This is a genomic window from Pirellulales bacterium, assembly GCA_033762255.1.
In the GTDB taxonomy this organism is placed as follows: domain Bacteria; phylum Planctomycetota; class Planctomycetia; order Pirellulales; family JALHPA01; genus JANRLT01.
This window is the reverse complement of the sequence record JANRLT010000015.1, coordinates 24359-42325: the sequence shown is the minus strand read 5'-3', so window position 1 is coordinate 42325 and position 17967 is coordinate 24359. Positions and strand designations below refer to the sequence as shown.

Genomic DNA, 17967 nt, shown 5'->3' with positions numbered 1-17967 from the left:
GCTAGGAAATTATAATTGGTATGAATTACCTCGAATAAACCTCCGCCGATACCATCGGCGGCTTTGTAATTAGACTCCGCGATCTTCCCCGCCCCCCCTCTATTCCTAATTTTCGCGGCATCCCCCATAATGTGGCCCAGGGCGCACTATGGAATATGTTGCCCGTTTGGCCCGAGTTTTCACCGCACCCGCAATTCCCTTCCGCGCGCAGACTATGCCCACTATTCGCAAACTGCTGGTTGCCAATCGTAGCGAGATCGCCATTCGCGTCTTTCGCACCGCCCACGAGCTGGGCATTCGGACGGTGGCTATTTATTCCCACGAGGATCGCTACGCGCTGCATCGTTTCAAGGCCGATGAATCGTACTTAATCGGCAAGGCGGGGGAGCCGATCCGCGCCTACCTGGACATACCGGGAATCATGGCGATCTGCAAAGCGCACCAGATCGACGCCATTCACCCCGGTTATGGTTTCCTCAGCGAAAATCCCGAATTGCGCCGCGCTTGCGACGCCAATGGCATTATCTTTGTCGGACCCAAGCTGGAGTCCCTGCAAAAGCTGGGGGACAAAACCGCCGCGCGGGATATTGCCCGCCTGGCCAACGTGCCGATCCTAGCTGGCAGTTCTTCCCCGGTTAAGGACCTGGCCGAAGCAACCCAACTGGCCGACGGGCTGGGCTACCCCATCATGTTAAAGGCGGCGCATGGCGGCGGCGGGCGCGGCATGCGGATCGTGCAGACCGCCGCGGAACTGGCTCCGCAACTTGAAAGCGCCCAACGCGAGGCAAACGCCGCGTTTGGCAGCGGGGATGTCTTTTTGGAAAAGTTTGTCGCCCGGGCACGACACATCGAAGTCCAAATCATGGGGGATGCGCACGGCAATCTGGTGCACCTTTGGGAACGGGATTGCACGCTGCAGCGGCGGCATCAAAAGGTGGTCGAAATCGCCCCCGCCCCCAATCTGGATTCAAACCTGCGGAAGCAACTATGCGACGCCGCGCTGGCGATTGGCCGGGCGGTAAAATATCAAAACGCGGGAACGGTGGAATTCCTGGTCGATGCCGACACTAATCAGTTTTACTTTATCGAGGTCAATCCCCGCATTCAGGTGGAACATACCGTGACCGAGGAAGTGACCGGCCTGGATATTGTCCGCACGCAAATCTTGGTAGCGCAGGGGCTAAAACTATCCGATCCCGCGATTGGCCTGGGGAATCAGGGAGCCATACAGACTAGCGGTTTTTGCATTCAATGCCGCGTCACGACCGAAGATCCCGAAAACCGGTTTGTGCCGGATTATGGCCGAATGACTGCTTATCGTTCCGCTAGCGGGTTGGGCATTCGCCTGGACGCCGGGACGGCGTTTAGCGGCGCACTTGTGACTCCTTATTATGATTCGCTCTTGGTCAAGGTCTGCGCCCGGGGCCGCACTCTTGAGGAATCCGCCCGCCGAATGGAACGCTGTCTGCAAGAATTTCGCGTCCGGGGCGTAAAAACCAATGTGCCATTCCTAGTCAATCTGATCCTGAATCCCAAATTTTTAGCTGGCCAGTGCACCACCCGGTTTATCGACGAAACCCCCGAACTGTTTCAGTTTACTTCCCGCAAGGACCGCGCGACCAAACTCCTACAGTTTCTGGGCGAGGTGATCGTCAATGGCAACAGCCTGGTCAAGGACCGTCCCCGGGCGACCTTTCGCGATCCCGCGCGCTTGCCGACATACGACGCCACGGTTACTCCCGCGTCAGGGACCCGTGATCAACTAAAAAAGCTGGGCCCGGCCAAATTCGCCGCCTGGGTGCGCCAGCAGGACCAGGTCTTTGTCACTGATACCACCATGCGCGATGCGCATCAGTCGCTCTTAGCCACGCGCATGCGGACCTATGACATGCTGCAAATCGCCGACGCGTATGCCCGCATGGCCCCGCAACTCTTTTCCCTGGAAATGTGGGGAGGAGCGACCTTTGACACCAGTATGCGGTTCCTCAAGGAATGTCCCTGGCAGCGGCTGGCGCAATTACGCGAAAAAATCCCCAACATTCTCTTTCAGATGCTCCTGCGCGCCAGCAACGCCGTGGGCTACACCAATTATCCCGACAACGTCGTGGATGTCTTTATCCGCGAATGCGTCCAGGCGGGCATGGACGTGTTTCGCATCTTCGACCCGCTTAACTGGGTCCCTAACATGCGCGTGGCCATGGAAGGAGTCCTACGCCACGGCGGTATCTGCGAAGCGGCGATCTGCTACACCGGCGATATTCTCGATCCCGCCCGGCCCAAGTATAACCTCAAGTACTATGTCGAATTGGCCAAGGAACTAGAAAAAATGGGGGCTCACTTTTTGGCCATCAAGGACATGGCGGGCCTGTGCAAACCCTACGCCGCGAAACAACTGGTCGCAGCACTCAAGCAAGAAATCGGCATCCCCATCCATTTCCATACGCACGACACCAGCGGCATAAGCGGAGCCAGTTTGCTGCAGGCGGCCGACGCCGGAGTGGATGTCATTGACGGAGCGCTAGCCCCGTTTAGCGGTTTGACATCCCAACCCAACCTGAACGCCCTGGTCGAGGCCCTGCGCCACACGCCCCGCTCCACCACCGTTGACCACGAACAACTTCGCCGCCTGGCCCACTATTGGCAGGATGTGCGGCAGTATTACGTCCCCTTTGAAAGCGATATGCGGGCCAGCGACGCCGACTTGTACCTGCACGAAATGCCCGGCGGTCAATTTACCAACCTGCAGGAGCAAGCCCGCGCGCTTGGATTGTCCAACCGCTGGGAAGAAGTCTGCCAAGCCTATGCCGAGGTTAACCAGCTTGTGGGCGACATCGTCAAAGTCACGCCCACGAGTAAATCAGTGGGTGATTTGGCCCTATTTTTGGTGACAAACAATCTGACGTGCGCGGATTTGCTGCGATCCGACCGCGAATTTGCCTTTCCCGAGTCGGTGATTGACCTAGTCGGGGGACGCATGGGCCAGCCGCCGGGTGGCTTTCCGCCGCAGGTGATGCAACGGATTTTGCGAGACACGCCCGCGATGACGGGCCGCCCGGGGGAATCGCTGCCGCCAGCCGACCTGGCCGCTGCGGCGGAAAAACTGCAACCGATTCTGGGCCGCGCGCCAACTAGCCAAGAAACGATCACCTATGTGCTGTATCCGCGGGTGTATCAAGATTTTTGCCAGCACGTACTAAAATATGCCGACACCAGCACACTACCCACGCCGTATTTTTTGTATGGGCAGCAAACCGGCGAAGAGCTAACGCTAGAAATCGAGCGGGGCAAAACACTGATTGTGCGGTTTTTGACCGTGAGCGAGCCACACGCCGATGGCAGCCGGACGGTCTTTTTTGAGCTGAACGGCCAACCGCGCAGTGTGACCGTCATCGATAAATCCCTGGAGGGGGAAATCACCAAGCGGCCGAAGGCCGATCCCAATAACCCTAAGCAAATCGCCGCCCCCATGCCGGGGCTGGTGGTCTTGGTCGCGGCCAAGCCGGGGGATCAGGTGGCCAAGGGGCAAAAGCTGATCACGCTGGAGGCGATGAAGATGGAAACGACACTGTACGCGGAACAGGAAGGACGCATCGCCGAGATGCTGGTCAAACCAGGAACGCCGGTCGAAGCGGGGGAACTGCTGGCGGTGCTGGAGTAGGGGGGCTGACAATTAAGAATTCAGAATGAAAAATGCAGAATTTGTAGCTAGTTGCAAAAACTGTGAAGGCGAATGGTGGGAAGGATGTGTGAATAGGCGGCACGATTTTTATACAACTGATCCATTTCAACTTTCCACCCACATGTTTTCGCCTAGTTAGAATATGTCGGAGATTAACAATATTTTTCGACAATATCTAACCAACCAAACTGGCCTAAAACTATGCAGAGTCGTCAGCTTGCTCGTAATTACGGGATTCTCCTATCGCATGATTTAATAACTTTGGCCTACCTCAGAAATTGTCCATGCTTGAAATCACTTACTTTTAAGCGATAATTCAAAGTATTGCATTGCATCACTGACACAAGGCATTTTACAACCATAACTGGTAATTATCATGAGCAAAGAATTTCATGTGGTAATTGAGCGCGACGAAGAGGGATTCTTCATCGCCTCGGTTCCCGCTTTACCCGGCTGCCATACCCAAGCCCAATCCCTGGATGAACTGATCGAGCGGATTCGCGAGGCGATCTGCTTATATCAAGACAGCGAGGAATATTCTGGTGTAGGACTGGAATTTGTGGGCGTGCAACGCGTAACGGTTGCATCATGAGCGGAAAGCTTCCGGCACTCACGGGAATGGAAATCATTAAGGCGATCACAGCATCGGTTTTAATGAAGAGTGGGTGCGTGGTAGCCATCATTTTTTTAAGCATCCTGACGGTCGCGCCACAGTAATTCCGGTTCATAGTGGCGAAACTATTGGCCCAGGATTACTCAGCAAGATATTGCGGGATTGTGAGTTGAGCAGGGAGGATTTTCGCGCGTTGTTGTAGTTGCAGTAACATGACAATAAGTTTAAACATTGTTATGCTCTCATGTAATTTCTGCTTATTGCCGCGGATCTGCCATATTTTCACGGAAGCCAAATATCCCATGCTTAAACAGCTTCTGATTTCTGCGGTATTTTGCCTACTCTTGCAGGTTACTCCCGTCCCCGCCGCGATTATCTCCTTGGGAGATAGTCTGTCGGATACCGGCAATTTTCGCGCGGCCACCAATGGCTTTGTTCCCCCCGCCCCCCCGTACTTTCCGGGACGATTTAGCAGCGGGCCGGTTTGGATCGAGCATTTGGCCCGCGCCATCGGCCAGTCGGCACCCACGCCCAGCCTGACTGGCGGGACAAATTATGCCTACGGCGGCGCGCGTATCGCGGGAAGTTCTCCCTTTGGCGCGCCGGATCTGCAAACCCAGGCCACGCGGTACTTGGCAGTGCATTCGCCCCAGCCCGGCGATCTGTTCACTGTCTGGGGCGGGGCCAATGACCTGTTCTTTGCGGCGGATAATCCCACGGCCGGCATTACACCTAGCAGTGTGGTTGAGGCACTCGGCGATGTGCTGGAGCGTTTGGCACTGGCTGGCGCACGGGAATTCATCGTCCCCAATTTGCCCCCGCTAGGGCTGACGCCCAGCTATCGCACCACCCCGCTCTCCGGCGTCCTGGATGCGGCTGCGGCTGAGTTTAACGCCATGTTACCCGGTGCACTGGGCGTGCTGGCCACACGCTACAATGCGCAATTTTACTTATTGGATGTGCAGGGATTGTTTGATGATGTCCTCGCCGATCCCGCGGCATTCGGCTTTGTCAATACGACCGATTCGGCGACATTACTGGACCCCAACTTTGGCCTGGCCTACGAGTTGGTCACGCCCGACCCCGACAGTTACGTCTTTTTTGATGGCGTGCATCCCACGGGCCGCGTCCACACGATCCTAGGTGCCCAGGCGGCCTTGCTGGTGCCGGAACCGGGATATTTACTAATGTTAATCTTGGCGAGTAGCATATACTTTTATACACAAACACATAATTAAATTTCTGTAGAAACTATAAAGATTTCAGCCCTCTGGGCTTGTATTCGCACAATGTTCGGTACGAGCATAATTTTTATAGTGAAATTCCCCCCCTACCGCCCCGCCAAAAATCGCTCGTACAACCGGGCGTAGGGTCCCGCCGCAGCCAGCAACTCCGCATGCGTCCCCCGTTCCACGATCCGCCCATGATCCAGCATCAACACCTGGTTGGCTTGGCGGATGGTGCTCAGCCGGTGGGCGATGACAAAGCTGGTCCGCCCGCGCATGAGCACGCCCAGGGCTAGTTGCAACCGCGCCTCGGTCAGGGCATCGACGCTGCTGGTCGCCTCGTCCAAAATTAAGATTCGCGGATCGGCGATCAGCGCCCGGGCAAAACAGATCACTTGCCGCTGTCCCAGCGAAATCAGCGAACCGCGCTCTCCCACCGGCGTCTCCAACCCCTGCGGCAACTTCGCGATCAGGTCCCAACAATTCAACCGCCGCAGGACATCCTCAATCTGCTCATCCGTCGCGTCCAACCGTCCATAACGGATATTGTGGGCGACACTGCCGGAAAACAAAAAATTCATCTGTAGGACGAGCGCGATCCGCTGGTGCAGTGATTCACCCGTGATTTGGCGGATGTCGCGGCCATCCAACAAGAGTTCGCCGCTTTGTGGTAGATAAAACTTGGCCAGCAGGTTAATGATGGACGTTTTGCCACTCCCCGTATGGCCCACCAGCGCGATCGATTCCCCCGGCTGGGCAGTAAAGCAAATGTCGTGCAGGACGGGCCGGGCGGGGTCGTAACCAAATGTAATGCCGCGAAACTCCACTTTCCCTTGAAAATCCGTTAGTTCCGTCGCCTGGGGATCATCCCGCCAGTCGGGGGGCGTGTCCAATAGTTTAAAAACCCGCTCCGCCCCCGCCATGCTGGTCAAGGCTTGATTGTATTGATTGCCCAATATGGTGATCGGACCAAAGAACGTGTGGGCCATAAAGAAAAAGCCGACCAGATCCCCCACCGCAATGGTCGGTTCGGGGGCGAGCGCCCGCCACCCGCCGATAATTAACAACACCGCGACCAGCGCCTGATTGTTGAGATCCAACAGCGGTAAGAAGATGCCGTTAATTCGACTGTATTGATAGTTGTAGCGCGCGTGATCCCCCAAAAGTTCGCCAAACATCCGGGCGTTGGTATCCTGGCGGACGTACCCTTGCGTCACGCGGATGCCGTTAACGCTTTCGGCCAGGGTGGCGGTCACCCGGCTAAAGGACTCGCGCAGGCGGCGCAGGACATCGCTCATGCTTTTATGAAAGGTGCGATTGATCAACCACAAACCGGGTGCCATGGCCAAGACCAACAGAAACAGCCCCGCGTCATAATACAACATGAACGCGGCGGAAATGACCATCTGACCCAGCGACACCACCGCGATAAACAGGACTTCTTGCACGCCTAGGCGGACTTCCTCAACATCGGACGCCATGCGGCTGATAATGCGGCCTAGCTTGGTCCGGTGAAAGAAGGCCATGGGCATGGTTTGTAAATGGCGAAAGAGATCGTTGCGCAGGTCATGGACCACGGCCTCCCCCAGGACCAGCGACAGCTTTTGGCGATAGTGGAACGTATAAGACGTGAATGCCGCCAAGGCCAAAAACGCCAGCATGTGCCACACCACGCCGGTCATGTCCCCCGCGGCGATTGGGCCCTTGATCGCCATGGCTATGATCGCCGCCAGCGCGGGAAGCTGCACCGCCCGCAGTAGACAACTGATAAACAGCAGGTTGCGCTCGCGGGCATAGGGACGAATATAGCCCATGATCCGCCGCACCAGCGCATAGTCCAGCGGACGCTGCTCGTATTCCTCATCCTCGCGCTTTTCCACGCGGGTGAGAGTGCGCTGATAGCTGTAGGCGGTGGCGGACACGGTGGAAGTGGTGTTTGGAGGAGTGCGGTAATTCTTAATTCTTAATTTTTAATTCTTAATTACTTAGCTGTAGTTCCGCCACGGCGCGGTAGTGTCCCGCGGTCTCTAACAAATCCGCTGGCGTGCCGCGCTGGATAATTTTTCCATTTTGCAATACCAACACCAAATCCGCGCGTCGGATCGTGCTTAATCTGTGCGCAATGACAAACGTCGTTCGGCCGCGCATGGCGCTTTCCATGGCGGCCACGATTTCCCCTTCGGTCTCGGGATCGACCGCGGCCAGGGCGTCATCCATGATCAAGATCGTCGGTTCCAGCAGCACCGCCCGCGCGATGGCCAACCGTTGCCGCTGCCCACCAGAAAGGTCCGTGCCGTATTCGCCAATAACCGTGTCGTACCCGTGTGGCAAATCCACAATAAACTCATGCGCGGCGGCAATTTTTGCCGCTCGCTCGATCTGTTCGCGGGTCGCCCCCGGATGGCCAAACGCGATATTCGCCGCCACCGTATTACTAAACAAAAAGCTCTCTTGAAACACCAGGCCCACATTGCGGCGTAGCACGTCCAGGTCCCACTCGCGGACATCCAGCCCATCCACCAGGATGCGCCCCGCGGTGGCGTCATAAAATCGCGGGATGAGGCTGACCAGCGTGCTTTTACCCGCGCCGGTCGCCCCCAAAATCGCCACGCACTGCCCCGGTCGGGCGGTAAATTCAACTTGCTGCAGGATGGGTGTGCCAGATAGATACTGAAAATTGACATTCTCAAACTGGACTTCTCCCAAGAGGACCGGGGGTATCCGGGGCGCGGGGGGATTTTGCACCTCCAACGGCGTATCCAAAATCTCGAACACCCGTTCAGCGCCGGTAAAGCTGGCCTGGATGGAATTGGCTATATTGGTGATTTGGCCGACCTGGTTGGCAAACTCGTGCAAGAGTTTGGCAAACACGAACAGGCCTAGGCCTAACTCTAGTTGACGCGAAACAACCAGATATCCCCCATAACCCAGCAACACGACCATGTTAATTTGGGTCAAAAACCCCATTAAAGGCTGGAACCAAGAGACAGTGGCAAAGATTTGATTTTTTTGGTCGCGGACGGCGGCGTTGGCGGCGGCAAATTTCTCGATCTCCGCCGCTTGCCGGCCAAAGCCCTTGACCACGGATTGCCCCTGCACATTTTCCGAAAGGACCAGCATGATCTGATCGACCAGTTTGCTGTTTTGCTGGTATTGGGGACGCACAATCCGCGAAAAGACCACCGCGCCCAGCCATAAGAGCGGCGTCGTGGCCAAACAGGCCAGCGTCAGCCATACATGGATGCTCAGCATATAGGCCAGATACAAGGCCAAAGATAATCCGACCGTCAGCACTTGGATCAGCACGCCGTCGATAAACATCCGCACGGCTTGCACATCGCCGGTAACGCGATTAATGATGGAACCGCTTTGGTTCGCGTCAAAAAAACGAAAACTGAGCCGCTGCAATTTGTCATAAACGGCGGTCCGCAACTGAAACACAATTTTCATTTGCGCCAAGCGGGTCATGACGATGGTTGCCCGGTACCGCATCACCGCGTGGAACACCGCCGCGAATAAAATCACCCCCGCGATCGCCGCCACCTGGGTGAGCGGACTCCACGCCCGGGGAAACTCCAGCCAGGCGGGCCAGGGATTTGCCTGGGCCGCGGAGTCTAATTGCCACCGAATCACATCGATCCCCAATCCGGCTAAATACAGTTGCCCCAGCGACAACCCCACCAAAAGTAGCTGCTGCGCCAGCACATGCAGACATGCCAGGCGGTACTTCCACCCGAGGCCGAGCAGACGTAACAATAACGCCCAGGAAGAGGGAGCCGGGGTCGATTTCGCGGGGGGGGGACTCACGGGAGAGTTACACAGGCGGCGGGAAACATCACAATAACTGTTACACAATTTGGCAATTTACCTTACAGTAGCAAAAATTCCCCCTCCTTGATATGGCAATGCCCCTGATCCGGCAATGTGGGCGATCCGCCCGCGCTGCCTATCAAGCGAGACGATTACCTGGCAAACTCCCACAAACATAGCAATATTTATGCCATACCCGCTTTTTGCCAACTCAGAGATGATGGCCTGGCTTTCCGAGTCGTGGGTGGTGCTCGTGGCGGCGGGGGGATTTTTATTAGAATTTGGGTGCGGCATTCACGCTGTCTTAAACAAGCGGGACACGCGCTCCGCGATCTTATGGGTGGGCCTGATTTATTTGACCCCCCTGATTGGCGCGGTGTTGTATATCTTGTTTGGCGTTAATCGGATCGAACGTAAAGCCAAACGCCTACGGTCGCGAAAATCATACCAGCGGACTTTTTATAAAGAATCGCGGGTACCCGCCGAACCCTCGGGAGAAAATCTTCCCGCCGCCGCGCGCCACCTGGAATCGCTGGTGCCGTTGTTAGACACACTCACGGAACAACCATTGTTAGAGGGAAACAACTGCCGGCCGTTGTGGGGAGGAAAGCTGGCCTATGCGGAAATGCTGGCGGCGATAGGCGACGCGCGCGATTCAATCAATCTATGCACCTATATTTTTGATAACGATCTTTTAGGAAAGCAGTTTATCGCCGCGCTAGCGGCGGCGGTGCAGCGCGGCGTGGCGGTCCGCGTGCTGATCGATGATGTGGGTTCGCGGTACAGTTGGCCTACCGTGGTGGGGCCCTTGCGCGCGGCAGGGGTGCAGGTCGAATGCTTTATGCGGACGTTCTTGCCGACGCGGTTTGCCTATAGCAATTTGCGCCTGCATCGCAAAATCATGGTTATCGACGGTCAAACGGGATTTACCGGCGGGATGAACATTCGCGCGGGGACCTGCGGCGAGGACCCGCACCGCTGCGCCCCGCTTGAGGATTTGCACTTTTTGTGCGCGGGGCCGGTGGTGGGACAACTGCAAGAGGCCTTTGCGGAGGACTGGTACTTCACCACGCAGGAAATATTAGACAATGAACGCTGGTTTCCCGAAATTTCACCGGCGGGAAAAATGCTGGCCCGCGGAGCTCCCTCGGGACCCGACGAGGACCGGGGCGAACTGCGCACCACGCTGGTCGCGGCGATCACCCTGGCTAAACAGCGTATCGTCATCATGACCCCGTATTTTCTGCCGGATGACACCTTGATCGAGGCCCTGCACGTCGCCGTCTTACGCGGCGTGCGGGTAGATATCATTTTGCCCGCCACCAATAATCTGCAATTGGTGCAATGGGCGTGCCAGGGGACTTTGCCGCTTGTCCTCGAGCGGGACTGCCGCGTCTGGAAAACGCCTGGCATCTTTGATCATTCCAAGCTACTGGTGGTGGATGGCGTGTGGACGTTGTTTGGCTCGGCAAATTGGGACCCGCGTAGCCTGCGGCTGAATTTTGAATTTAATGTGGAATGTTACGACGAAACACTTGTTCGCGAATTGTTGGTTCACGCGGATCGGCGAATCGCGGGGGCCGTGCGGATCACCCGGGACGCACTTCACAGGCGTCAGTGGCTGATAAAACTGCGGGACGGGGTCGCGCGGCTCTTTTCGCCGATGCTGTAGGGGGTTACTTTTTTCTACGCAGCCAATAATTTGGCTTACGACTGGTATGACACACCGCCACGACTAGAATTTCGTCCAGTAATATTTAATAGATGACCGCATAACGAAAAGTTTTTAGCAACCCTCTGCGATACGGGGAGCTTGGGGGCAAAGTTTCTAGTTTCCCAAACATATAGGGGCGTTTTTTGATCCTTCCGAATGTTTCCCATAATTCGTCTATAAAACGCCGCCCTAGTCCATCTTGCTGGGAATTAAAATACTGTTGCGCAGCCTGAATCTCCGCTTGCGCGTCGGCTAAAATCCGAATATTCACAATGGATTTCGTCCGCTAGCGAGCTTTGCAGATCGGCTAACACTTCTTCTGCGGATCGGGCCTGAATCGTTCCATTACGATAACCAGCGGAACGCGATTGTAATTCCTCTAGCAAATCCTGGTCGAATAAACCCGATTCGGATTCTCGAATTTCATCGGGCTGTGGTGTGTCAACTTGCACCAAACTTTTTTCCAGCGCGAGAATCACATATTCACGATCTATTACTGGTAATGCCATGGCGGCGTGTAAGACTTGATCGCGTTGCATCATTTAAACTCCATTTAGTGATATCATTATTTTATCGGAAACAGATAATTTGTCGAGATTTATTCGCCCCGCGAAAATGATTTGGTTGTTCTCCGCCCCGCTACCTCCGCTCTGGCATTTCCACAGACAACCGATAAAATAGGCGTGTGCGGGAGAATCATTTCTTTCGTAACCCACAATTGCGCCTAGTTTTCTTGGAATATTTTTATGGCATCCGCCTCGAATTTACGATCAACTTTCTTTTCCTTCGGGTTGTTTATGGCCTCCCTGTTGATGCCAACCACCTTTCTATTATCACACGCACCCCGGCTGAGCGCCGATGAGGGGATGTGGCTCTTTACCAATCCGCCATTGGCCACCCTGCGGGAGCGCTATGATTTTTCCCCCTCCGCCGAGTGGCTGTCCCATCTGCGGCAATCGGCGGTGCGCTTTAATAGCGGCGGCAGCGGATCGTTTGTCTCGCCACGGGGATTGGTCATGACCAATCATCACGTTGGGGCGGACGCGCTGGCCAAGTTGAGCTCTCCCGAGCACGACTATCTCAACGACGGTTTTCATGCCCGGTCCCTGGATCAAGAAATCAAGTGCCTCGATCTGGAACTAAATGTTCTGGTCAAAATTGAGGATGTCACGCCCCAGGTCATGGCGGCGGTCAAGGACGGAATGTCCTCCGCCGACGCCGAAAAAGCCCGCCGCGCCGCGATGAACACCATCGAACAATCGGCCAAGGAAAAAACCGGCCTGCGCAGCGATGTGGTCACCCTGTACCAGGGGGGCGAATATCATCTGTACTCTTATAAGCAATACACCGATGTGCGGCTGGTCTTTGCCCCGGAACACAAGATCGCGTTCTTTGGTGGGGATCCGGACAATTTTGAATTTCCCCGCTATGACTTGGATATTTGCTTTTTTCGCGCGTACGAAAACGGCCAACCCGCCCAGGTGCCTCACCATCTGACCTGGAGCGCGCACGGCGCGGCGGAAAATGAGCTGGTCTTTGTCGCCGGCCATCCCGGCAAGACCGATCGCCAAAACACCGTCGCCCATCTGGAATTTATGCGAGATTGGACATTCCCCTGGCAGCTTAATTTGCTCAAACGGCGCGAAGTCCTATTAAAGAACTACAGCGACCGCAATGCCGAAAACGCGCTCCAGGCCCAGGATGAATTGTTTGGCATTCAAAATAGCCGCAAAGCGCGGTTGGGGGGGTTGGCGGGCTTGCAAGATCCCGCCGTGATGCAGGCCAAAGTCGCCGCCGAGAACCACCTGCGGGCCACTCTCAAAAACGATCCCTCCCAATCAGAGAACGCCGCCGCCTGGACCGAAATTGCCGACGGTTTGGCGGGGATCAAACCGATTTACTTTGAATTGCTGCTGTTGGAGCGGGCGGAGGCGTTTGATTCCCGCTATTTTGACATCGCCCGCGATCTGGTGCGCCTGGCGATCGAGCGGGAAAAACCCAACGCCGAACGCCTGCGCGAGTACCGCGAATCCGCCTTGGACTCGCTCAAGCAAGAACTCTTTTCCGCCGCGCCTCTTTACGAAGCACTGGAAATCGCCAAATTGGCCGACTCCCTGGGCTTGTACCAGGAAATGCAAGCCGGTGATGGCTGGGCGGTGCAGCCCGATTCCGCCACCAGCCAACGGCGGCACGAACTGCTGGCCCAGGTGCTAGCGGGCAAATCCCCCCGGGAACGGGCGGCGGAACTGATTCGCGGCAGCAAATTGCGGGATATTGCCTATCGGCAGGAACTCTTTGATGGGGGCTTGGCGGCGATCAAGGCCAGCGAAGACCCGATGATCAAGCTCGCATTGTTGGTGGATCCGGCCGCCCGCGAAGTGCGCAAGACGATGGAGTCGGTCCTGGAGGAACCACTGCGCCAGGCGTATGCTAAAATCGCCAAAGCCCGTTTTGCCACCGCCGGGACCAGCGTCTATCCCGACGCCACGTTTACCCTGCGGCTGGCCTTTGGGACGGTGCGTGGCTTTACAGAGCCGGACGGCACGGTGGTCCCTCCGTGGACCACGCTGGGAGGGGCCTTTGAACATGCGCAAAAGCATGACAATAAATACCCGTTTCAACTTCCCGAAAGTTGGATCAAGGCCAAGGATCGCCTGCGCCTTGATACGCCGTTTAACTTTATAAGCACGGCGGACATCATCGGCGGTAATAGCGGTAGCCCGGTGGTAAATCGCGCGGGCGAAATCGTGGGGATCATCTTTGATGGCAATATCCAGTCATTAGTGCTTGATTTTGCCTATTCCGACACCCAGGCCCGCGCGGTTTCGGTTCATTCGGCGGGAATCATCGAAGCGTTGGATAAAGTGTACGACGCCCGCGAGTTGGTGGAGGAACTGCGGAAAGGTAAGTAATTGTCGTGGGGGCCGCAGCTTCAAATCCAAGGAACTGGCCGCCAAATTACCGTGGGTCGAGGCGGATGAATCGGGCCGATGACCCTGCTTATTGTGGTTTCTATTAACCTAGGGCGACGCTGCGCTTGCCCTAGGCTGGGATAGGTTGGGCCTATGGCCCACATTTACAAATGGCCTGTGGGATCAATCGCATGTTGCTATCTGTGAGTTGGAAATCGAATAAACTTTAGGCTGCTTGAAGAATTTAACGATTCGCAATGACGCCGAAACCGTCTTTCCGACTTGTTGCCAATAAATGACCATGCCAATTTCTCCCCACCTGATCCGGCCCGAGGTCTGGCAATTTTACCAGGCGCAACTGGCCACACTGGACCAGACGGACTCGCTGGTGCGGGGGGTGGGGGCAATTGCCTGGCAGGTCAACAGCGACTGGCATCCCGATCAGTCACTTCGCCAACTTGACGATATCGCCTCCACGGTGATTCGTCCCTTGACCAGCCGCGCGCCGACGGCGGTATTGGCCCACTTGCACGAAGAATTATTTGCCACGCTGGGATTTCGTGGCGATCCCGAAAATTATTATCAGCCGCAAATGAGTTATTTGCCCCTGGTCTTGGAGCGGCGGAGGGGTTTGCCGGTGCTGTTAACGCTGGTCTACAAAGCCGTCGCCGAGCGCGTGGGCTTAGTGGTGGAGGGGGTCAACACGCCGGGGCATTTTTTGGCGGCGGTCATGGCGGACGGCTCTGCCACGACCGATTGGCAACTTATTGATCCCTTTGCCGGGGGACGACTGCTCTCCACCGCGGAAGCCGCCGAGCAGCTTTCGCGCGTGCTGGGGCAGTCCATTCAACTCACATGGGATGAACTTCCGCTTGCCGCGCACCCGCAATGGCTGGGACGCATTTTGTTAAATCTGTGGACCGTATTTCAACAGACCGGGGAGGAGCGCCAGCGGCAAGTGATCGAGGCGTTTTTACGCCCCTTGCAAGTTGTGCCTCGGGATTGATTCCGTTTCAAATCAAGAAAACGGCCCTATCGGAAATACTGGCCCGGAAGGGGGGGTTTTGACCATTTGCCAAGATTTTTAACCACGGAGCGAATGGTTGCAGGCGGAATACATGCTTGGGCGGGACTGCGTTGGCGATTCGGCTTTGACCGGTTTCTCTTTTGCAGTGGCGGGAAAATATCTTTATATTGGAGCCAGCGACAACGATCCCAAATCCCGCGCTTTTCGCCCATGTATATTTACTATTACGGAAATCCAGCATGCTATTGCCGCAATTCACTCTGAGCCGGTTGCTCCTGGGTATTCTGATCGGCGCGTTACTGCTCTTTTGTATTACCTTATTTCAAAGCGACCGCAGTTGGATGTATGGGGCCGCGGCGGCGGGGTTGTTGCTGCTGGCCAGCGCCCTCTCGGCGGCATTACTATTCGGGCTAGTCTATGCCATGGGGCTATTGACCCCGTTTCGCCGCTCGGTCACACCGGCCATGGTCCCGGGCGCGGAACAAGAATCCCCCGTCGGCATGCGACCGGCCAATATCTCGGAAAACGAATAACGCGGCACAGGCAAAATCTCAATGGGCCACAACCCATGATACTCACACCGCCGACACCATCCTCGGCTTTGTTTTTACCCTTTTTATAACGGGTCGTGGGCATGCGAACTTGGACGATAACCATCTTGGCGTCGGTCTGCGTGGCGTTTTGCGCCGCTTTCCCGGCGGCGGCGCAGGGAGTAAAAATTTATCTCCCGGGTTTTCAGCAATCGTCTGTTAATCCTAATTCCACACTTAATCCCGGATCCACGGCGCAGGGGCTAACCAATTTCTCGATTAATTTTCCTCCCGGTTCGGTACCCGTTGCCAATCCCTCGCAATTAGAATTAGAACTGGACAACACCTGGCCGGATGGTCCAGGTTATCGTCCGTTGCGAATTACGGTAAAAACCACCGCTCCCGTGGCCGTCGATCGGGAAATTCAATTTGTCTACAGCCATCGGCTTTCGCAAAACTCCTGGCGCATTTCCGACAGGATGATTTTGCCGGCCAATGCCAAATCAGCACATAGCATGCTGGTTCCGGCGTCGTTTTTTTATGGCAATTATGATTTTGAAACTTCCATCGACGGCAAGCCCGTGCCCGAACTTTCTTTTCAAAACTTTTACTTTGTAAATCAGCGGGGACAGTTTAATAATACCTCGCCATTTCTGACTCTTTCGGATTTTCAGATCCCTCCAAATTATCAGACCGTGGGGGGGGATAGTTTCCAAACCCATGTCCTACGCGTGGCCACTTCTCCCGCCATGGCAAATTCCCATTTGCAAATTGCCAATACCCGTTCCCAGGGGCAACCGACATCATTTTTAATGTACCAAAACCCCAATTTTCAAGAGACGCAACTTTCCTCGCTGTCGGAACTTCCCACCAACTGGCTAGGGTATTCCACGCTAGTGGCAACCTTGGCCAGGCCCGACGACCTGACCAACCTACAAAAGAATTTCCCCCCCCAAGCCCGCGCGCTGCGGGACTGGGTTGCCAGCGGGGGGTTCTTGGTCGTGGAGCAGGAGCTTCCACCGGATCCAACCCAAGGAAGTATCTGGCAAAAGGTGGATGATTGGGTGGAAAATGTGCCCGCGAATCAAGCGGCTGAAAATGAAAAAGCCTTTTCCGGTTGGAAAGTGCCGGATCGCCTGCAAAATCCCCATTCCGGCGCCCAGACGGACGATTACCGGCAGCGGCTGATTCAAGCTGGCTGGCCCGCGGATACGTTGATCGCCTGCCGCCCGTTTGGCAGCGGCTGGGTGATCGGCGTGGCGGTCGAGGCAAACAACAACCCCGACTACACGCCAATTTTGCATCACCTTCCCACTTGGTCGCAACAACAAGGGGTCGAGTCCAGCTCTTCCCCCCATTCTTCCAACCCCACCGATTTTTATATCGCCGGCGTGGGAGAACCACCGATCACCGCGTTTCAAATATTGATCACGCTGTTTGTGCTATTTATCGGCCCGATGAATTTGTTTTATTTGATCCGCAAAAAGAGGCTGAGTTGGCTGCTCATAACCATCCCGCTAAGCGCGTTGGTTATTACCAGCGGATTATTGTTGTATACCTTGTATTCTGACGGCTTGGGGGTGCGCCTGCGGACCCGCAGCGTCACCTGGCTGGATCAATCGGCCGAACGGCAAATTGTCCGGGGACGGTTGTCGTACTTTGCGGGTATCGCCCCCAGCGCGGGGCTGGCGTTTTCCGACCAGACCGCGATCTACCCGCTCATTAGGCAAGATCATAATTCCCGAAATGAATTGCGGCTGGATTGGCTGGCGGAGGGGGATGCAAACTCGCGGAAGATCCAATCGCTCAGGCAGGGGTGGCTGCTTTCCCGCGTGCCGGTGCAATTTTTGACCAACCGGGTCCAGACCAGCCGTCGTCAGTTAAAGTTCGCCGACAGCTCCGGAACGTTGCGGGTGCAAAACTTGCTGGGGTCCAAAATTTTAAAAGCGCTGATCAAGGATGAACAGGGGAATTGGCATGTCCTGGCCAATCTTGAAGATAATGCCGCGGCCAACGCCACCGCTATTCCCGCGGGGAGTGTCAATCAGCAGTGTGTCGATTTTGCCAAAGGGGCGGATTTGGATTTTTTTATCAGCGGCGGGTACAACTCGAGCACCAGCAATCCCTTTCCCTCTTTGGTTGATCCCACGGGGGGCCTGCCGCAAGGCGATCCCCTGGAGGCGGCCATCAACGGCCGTTGGTTGAGCTTGACCGACTCCGCCCCCCGACGGACCTACTACGCCATTTTAGAGCAGCAACCCGATCTGGAGTTGGGGACCGCCGCTAGTGTGGAACCGCATGGACTGCATTTGGTGATTGGAAAATGGTGAGGCGAGTCGCGGGAGGCGGGTTGCGAGAGACGGGAGAAGGCAGGCGGGAGACGGGAGACGGGAGGCAGATATGTCGTTGGGGATTGAGCCTGAAATTAACAAAGCCGCCGATGGCATCGGCGGGTT

At 55.9% G+C, this 17967-nt stretch carries 11 protein-coding genes; 8 read left to right on the top strand and 3 right to left on the bottom strand.

Going from position 1 to position 17967, the window contains the following annotated elements; genetic code table 11:
* Positions 1-214 precede the first annotated feature (214 nt).
* The 3 genes from SFX18_04415 (at position 215) to SFX18_04405 (ending at position 5530) form a co-directional block, all read left to right on the top strand.
* On the top strand, positions 215-3658 hold the full coding sequence (locus SFX18_04415) for a pyruvate carboxylase (protein MDX1962371.1): 3444 nt from the start codon (positions 215-217) through the stop codon (positions 3656-3658).
* 397 nt (positions 3659-4055) lie between these two features.
* Positions 4056-4271, top strand: coding sequence for a type II toxin-antitoxin system HicB family antitoxin (locus SFX18_04410; GenBank protein ID MDX1962370.1), 216 nt, complete (start codon positions 4056-4058; stop codon positions 4269-4271).
* Positions 4272-4594: 323 nt separating this feature from the next.
* Complete coding sequence (locus tag SFX18_04405; protein MDX1962369.1) at positions 4595-5530, top strand: SGNH/GDSL hydrolase family protein; 936 nt, start codon at positions 4595-4597, stop codon at positions 5528-5530.
* A 92-nt stretch (positions 5531-5622) separates the two neighbouring features.
* On the opposite strand, the gene SFX18_04400 is transcribed toward SFX18_04405, so the two are convergent.
* Positions 5623-7440 (bottom strand): ABC transporter ATP-binding protein, encoded by a 1818-nt coding sequence (locus SFX18_04400; GenBank protein MDX1962368.1) that lies wholly within the window; start codon positions 7438-7440, stop codon positions 5623-5625.
* Between the two features lie 55 nt (positions 7441-7495).
* Positions 7496-9325: an ABC transporter ATP-binding protein gene (locus SFX18_04395; protein ID MDX1962367.1), complete on the bottom strand. Its 1830-nt coding sequence runs from the start codon at positions 9323-9325 to the stop codon at positions 7496-7498.
* 190 nt (positions 9326-9515) lie between these two features.
* On the opposite strand from SFX18_04395, the gene cls reads away from it, so the two are divergent.
* Entirely contained in the window at positions 9516-11000 is a 1485-nt protein-coding gene (gene cls, locus SFX18_04390) for a cardiolipin synthase (protein MDX1962366.1), read from the top strand.
* Between the two features lie 251 nt (positions 11001-11251).
* Here cls and SFX18_04385 read toward each other — a convergent pair whose 3' ends face one another.
* Complete coding sequence (locus SFX18_04385; GenBank protein MDX1962365.1) at positions 11252-11581, bottom strand: hypothetical protein; 330 nt, start codon at positions 11579-11581, stop codon at positions 11252-11254.
* Positions 11582-11839: 258 nt separating this feature from the next.
* Here SFX18_04385 and SFX18_04380 point away from each other — a divergent pair, with 258 nt between their 5' ends.
* The 4 genes from SFX18_04380 to SFX18_04365 all read left to right on the top strand — a co-directional run bounded on the left by SFX18_04380 (position 11840) and on the right by SFX18_04365 (position 17841).
* The gene (locus SFX18_04380; GenBank protein MDX1962364.1) at positions 11840-13954 is read left to right on the top strand and encodes a S46 family peptidase; all 2115 of its coding nucleotides are present in this window, start codon (positions 11840-11842) and stop codon (positions 13952-13954) included.
* Between the two features lie 301 nt (positions 13955-14255).
* Positions 14256-14960 carry a transglutaminase-like domain-containing protein gene (locus tag SFX18_04375; GenBank protein MDX1962363.1) on the top strand — a complete coding sequence of 235 codons (705 nt, stop codon included), beginning with the start codon at positions 14256-14258 and terminating at the stop codon, positions 14958-14960.
* A gap of 260 nt (positions 14961-15220) precedes the next feature.
* Entirely contained in the window at positions 15221-15514 is a 294-nt protein-coding gene (locus tag SFX18_04370; protein ID MDX1962362.1) for a hypothetical protein, read from the top strand.
* 101 nt (positions 15515-15615) lie between these two features.
* Positions 15616-17841 (top strand): hypothetical protein, encoded by a 2226-nt coding sequence (locus SFX18_04365; GenBank protein ID MDX1962361.1) that lies wholly within the window; start codon positions 15616-15618, stop codon positions 17839-17841.
* The last annotated feature ends 126 nt before the right edge of the window (positions 17842-17967 follow it).

Excerpts from the sequence above, each read along its gene's own strand:
- SFX18_04415 (MDX1962371.1), top strand. The coding sequence starts at position 215 with ATGCCCACTATTCGCAAACTGCTGGTTGCCAATCGTAGCGAGATCGCC.
- SFX18_04410 (MDX1962370.1), top strand. The coding sequence starts at position 4,056 with ATGAGCAAAGAATTTCATGTGGTAATTGAGCGCGACGAAGAGGGATTC.
- SFX18_04405 (MDX1962369.1), top strand. The coding sequence starts at position 4,595 with ATGCTTAAACAGCTTCTGATTTCTGCGGTATTTTGCCTACTCTTGCAG.
- cls (MDX1962366.1), top strand. The coding sequence starts at position 9,516 with ATGCCATACCCGCTTTTTGCCAACTCAGAGATGATGGCCTGGCTTTCC.
- SFX18_04385 (MDX1962365.1), bottom strand. The coding sequence starts at position 11,581 with ATGCAACGCGATCAAGTCTTACACGCCGCCATGGCATTACCAGTAATA.
- SFX18_04380 (MDX1962364.1), top strand. The coding sequence starts at position 11,840 with ATGGCCTCCCTGTTGATGCCAACCACCTTTCTATTATCACACGCACCC.
- SFX18_04375 (MDX1962363.1), top strand. The coding sequence starts at position 14,256 with ATGCCAATTTCTCCCCACCTGATCCGGCCCGAGGTCTGGCAATTTTAC.
- SFX18_04370 (MDX1962362.1), top strand. The coding sequence starts at position 15,221 with ATGCTATTGCCGCAATTCACTCTGAGCCGGTTGCTCCTGGGTATTCTG.
- SFX18_04365 (MDX1962361.1), top strand. The coding sequence starts at position 15,616 with ATGCGAACTTGGACGATAACCATCTTGGCGTCGGTCTGCGTGGCGTTT.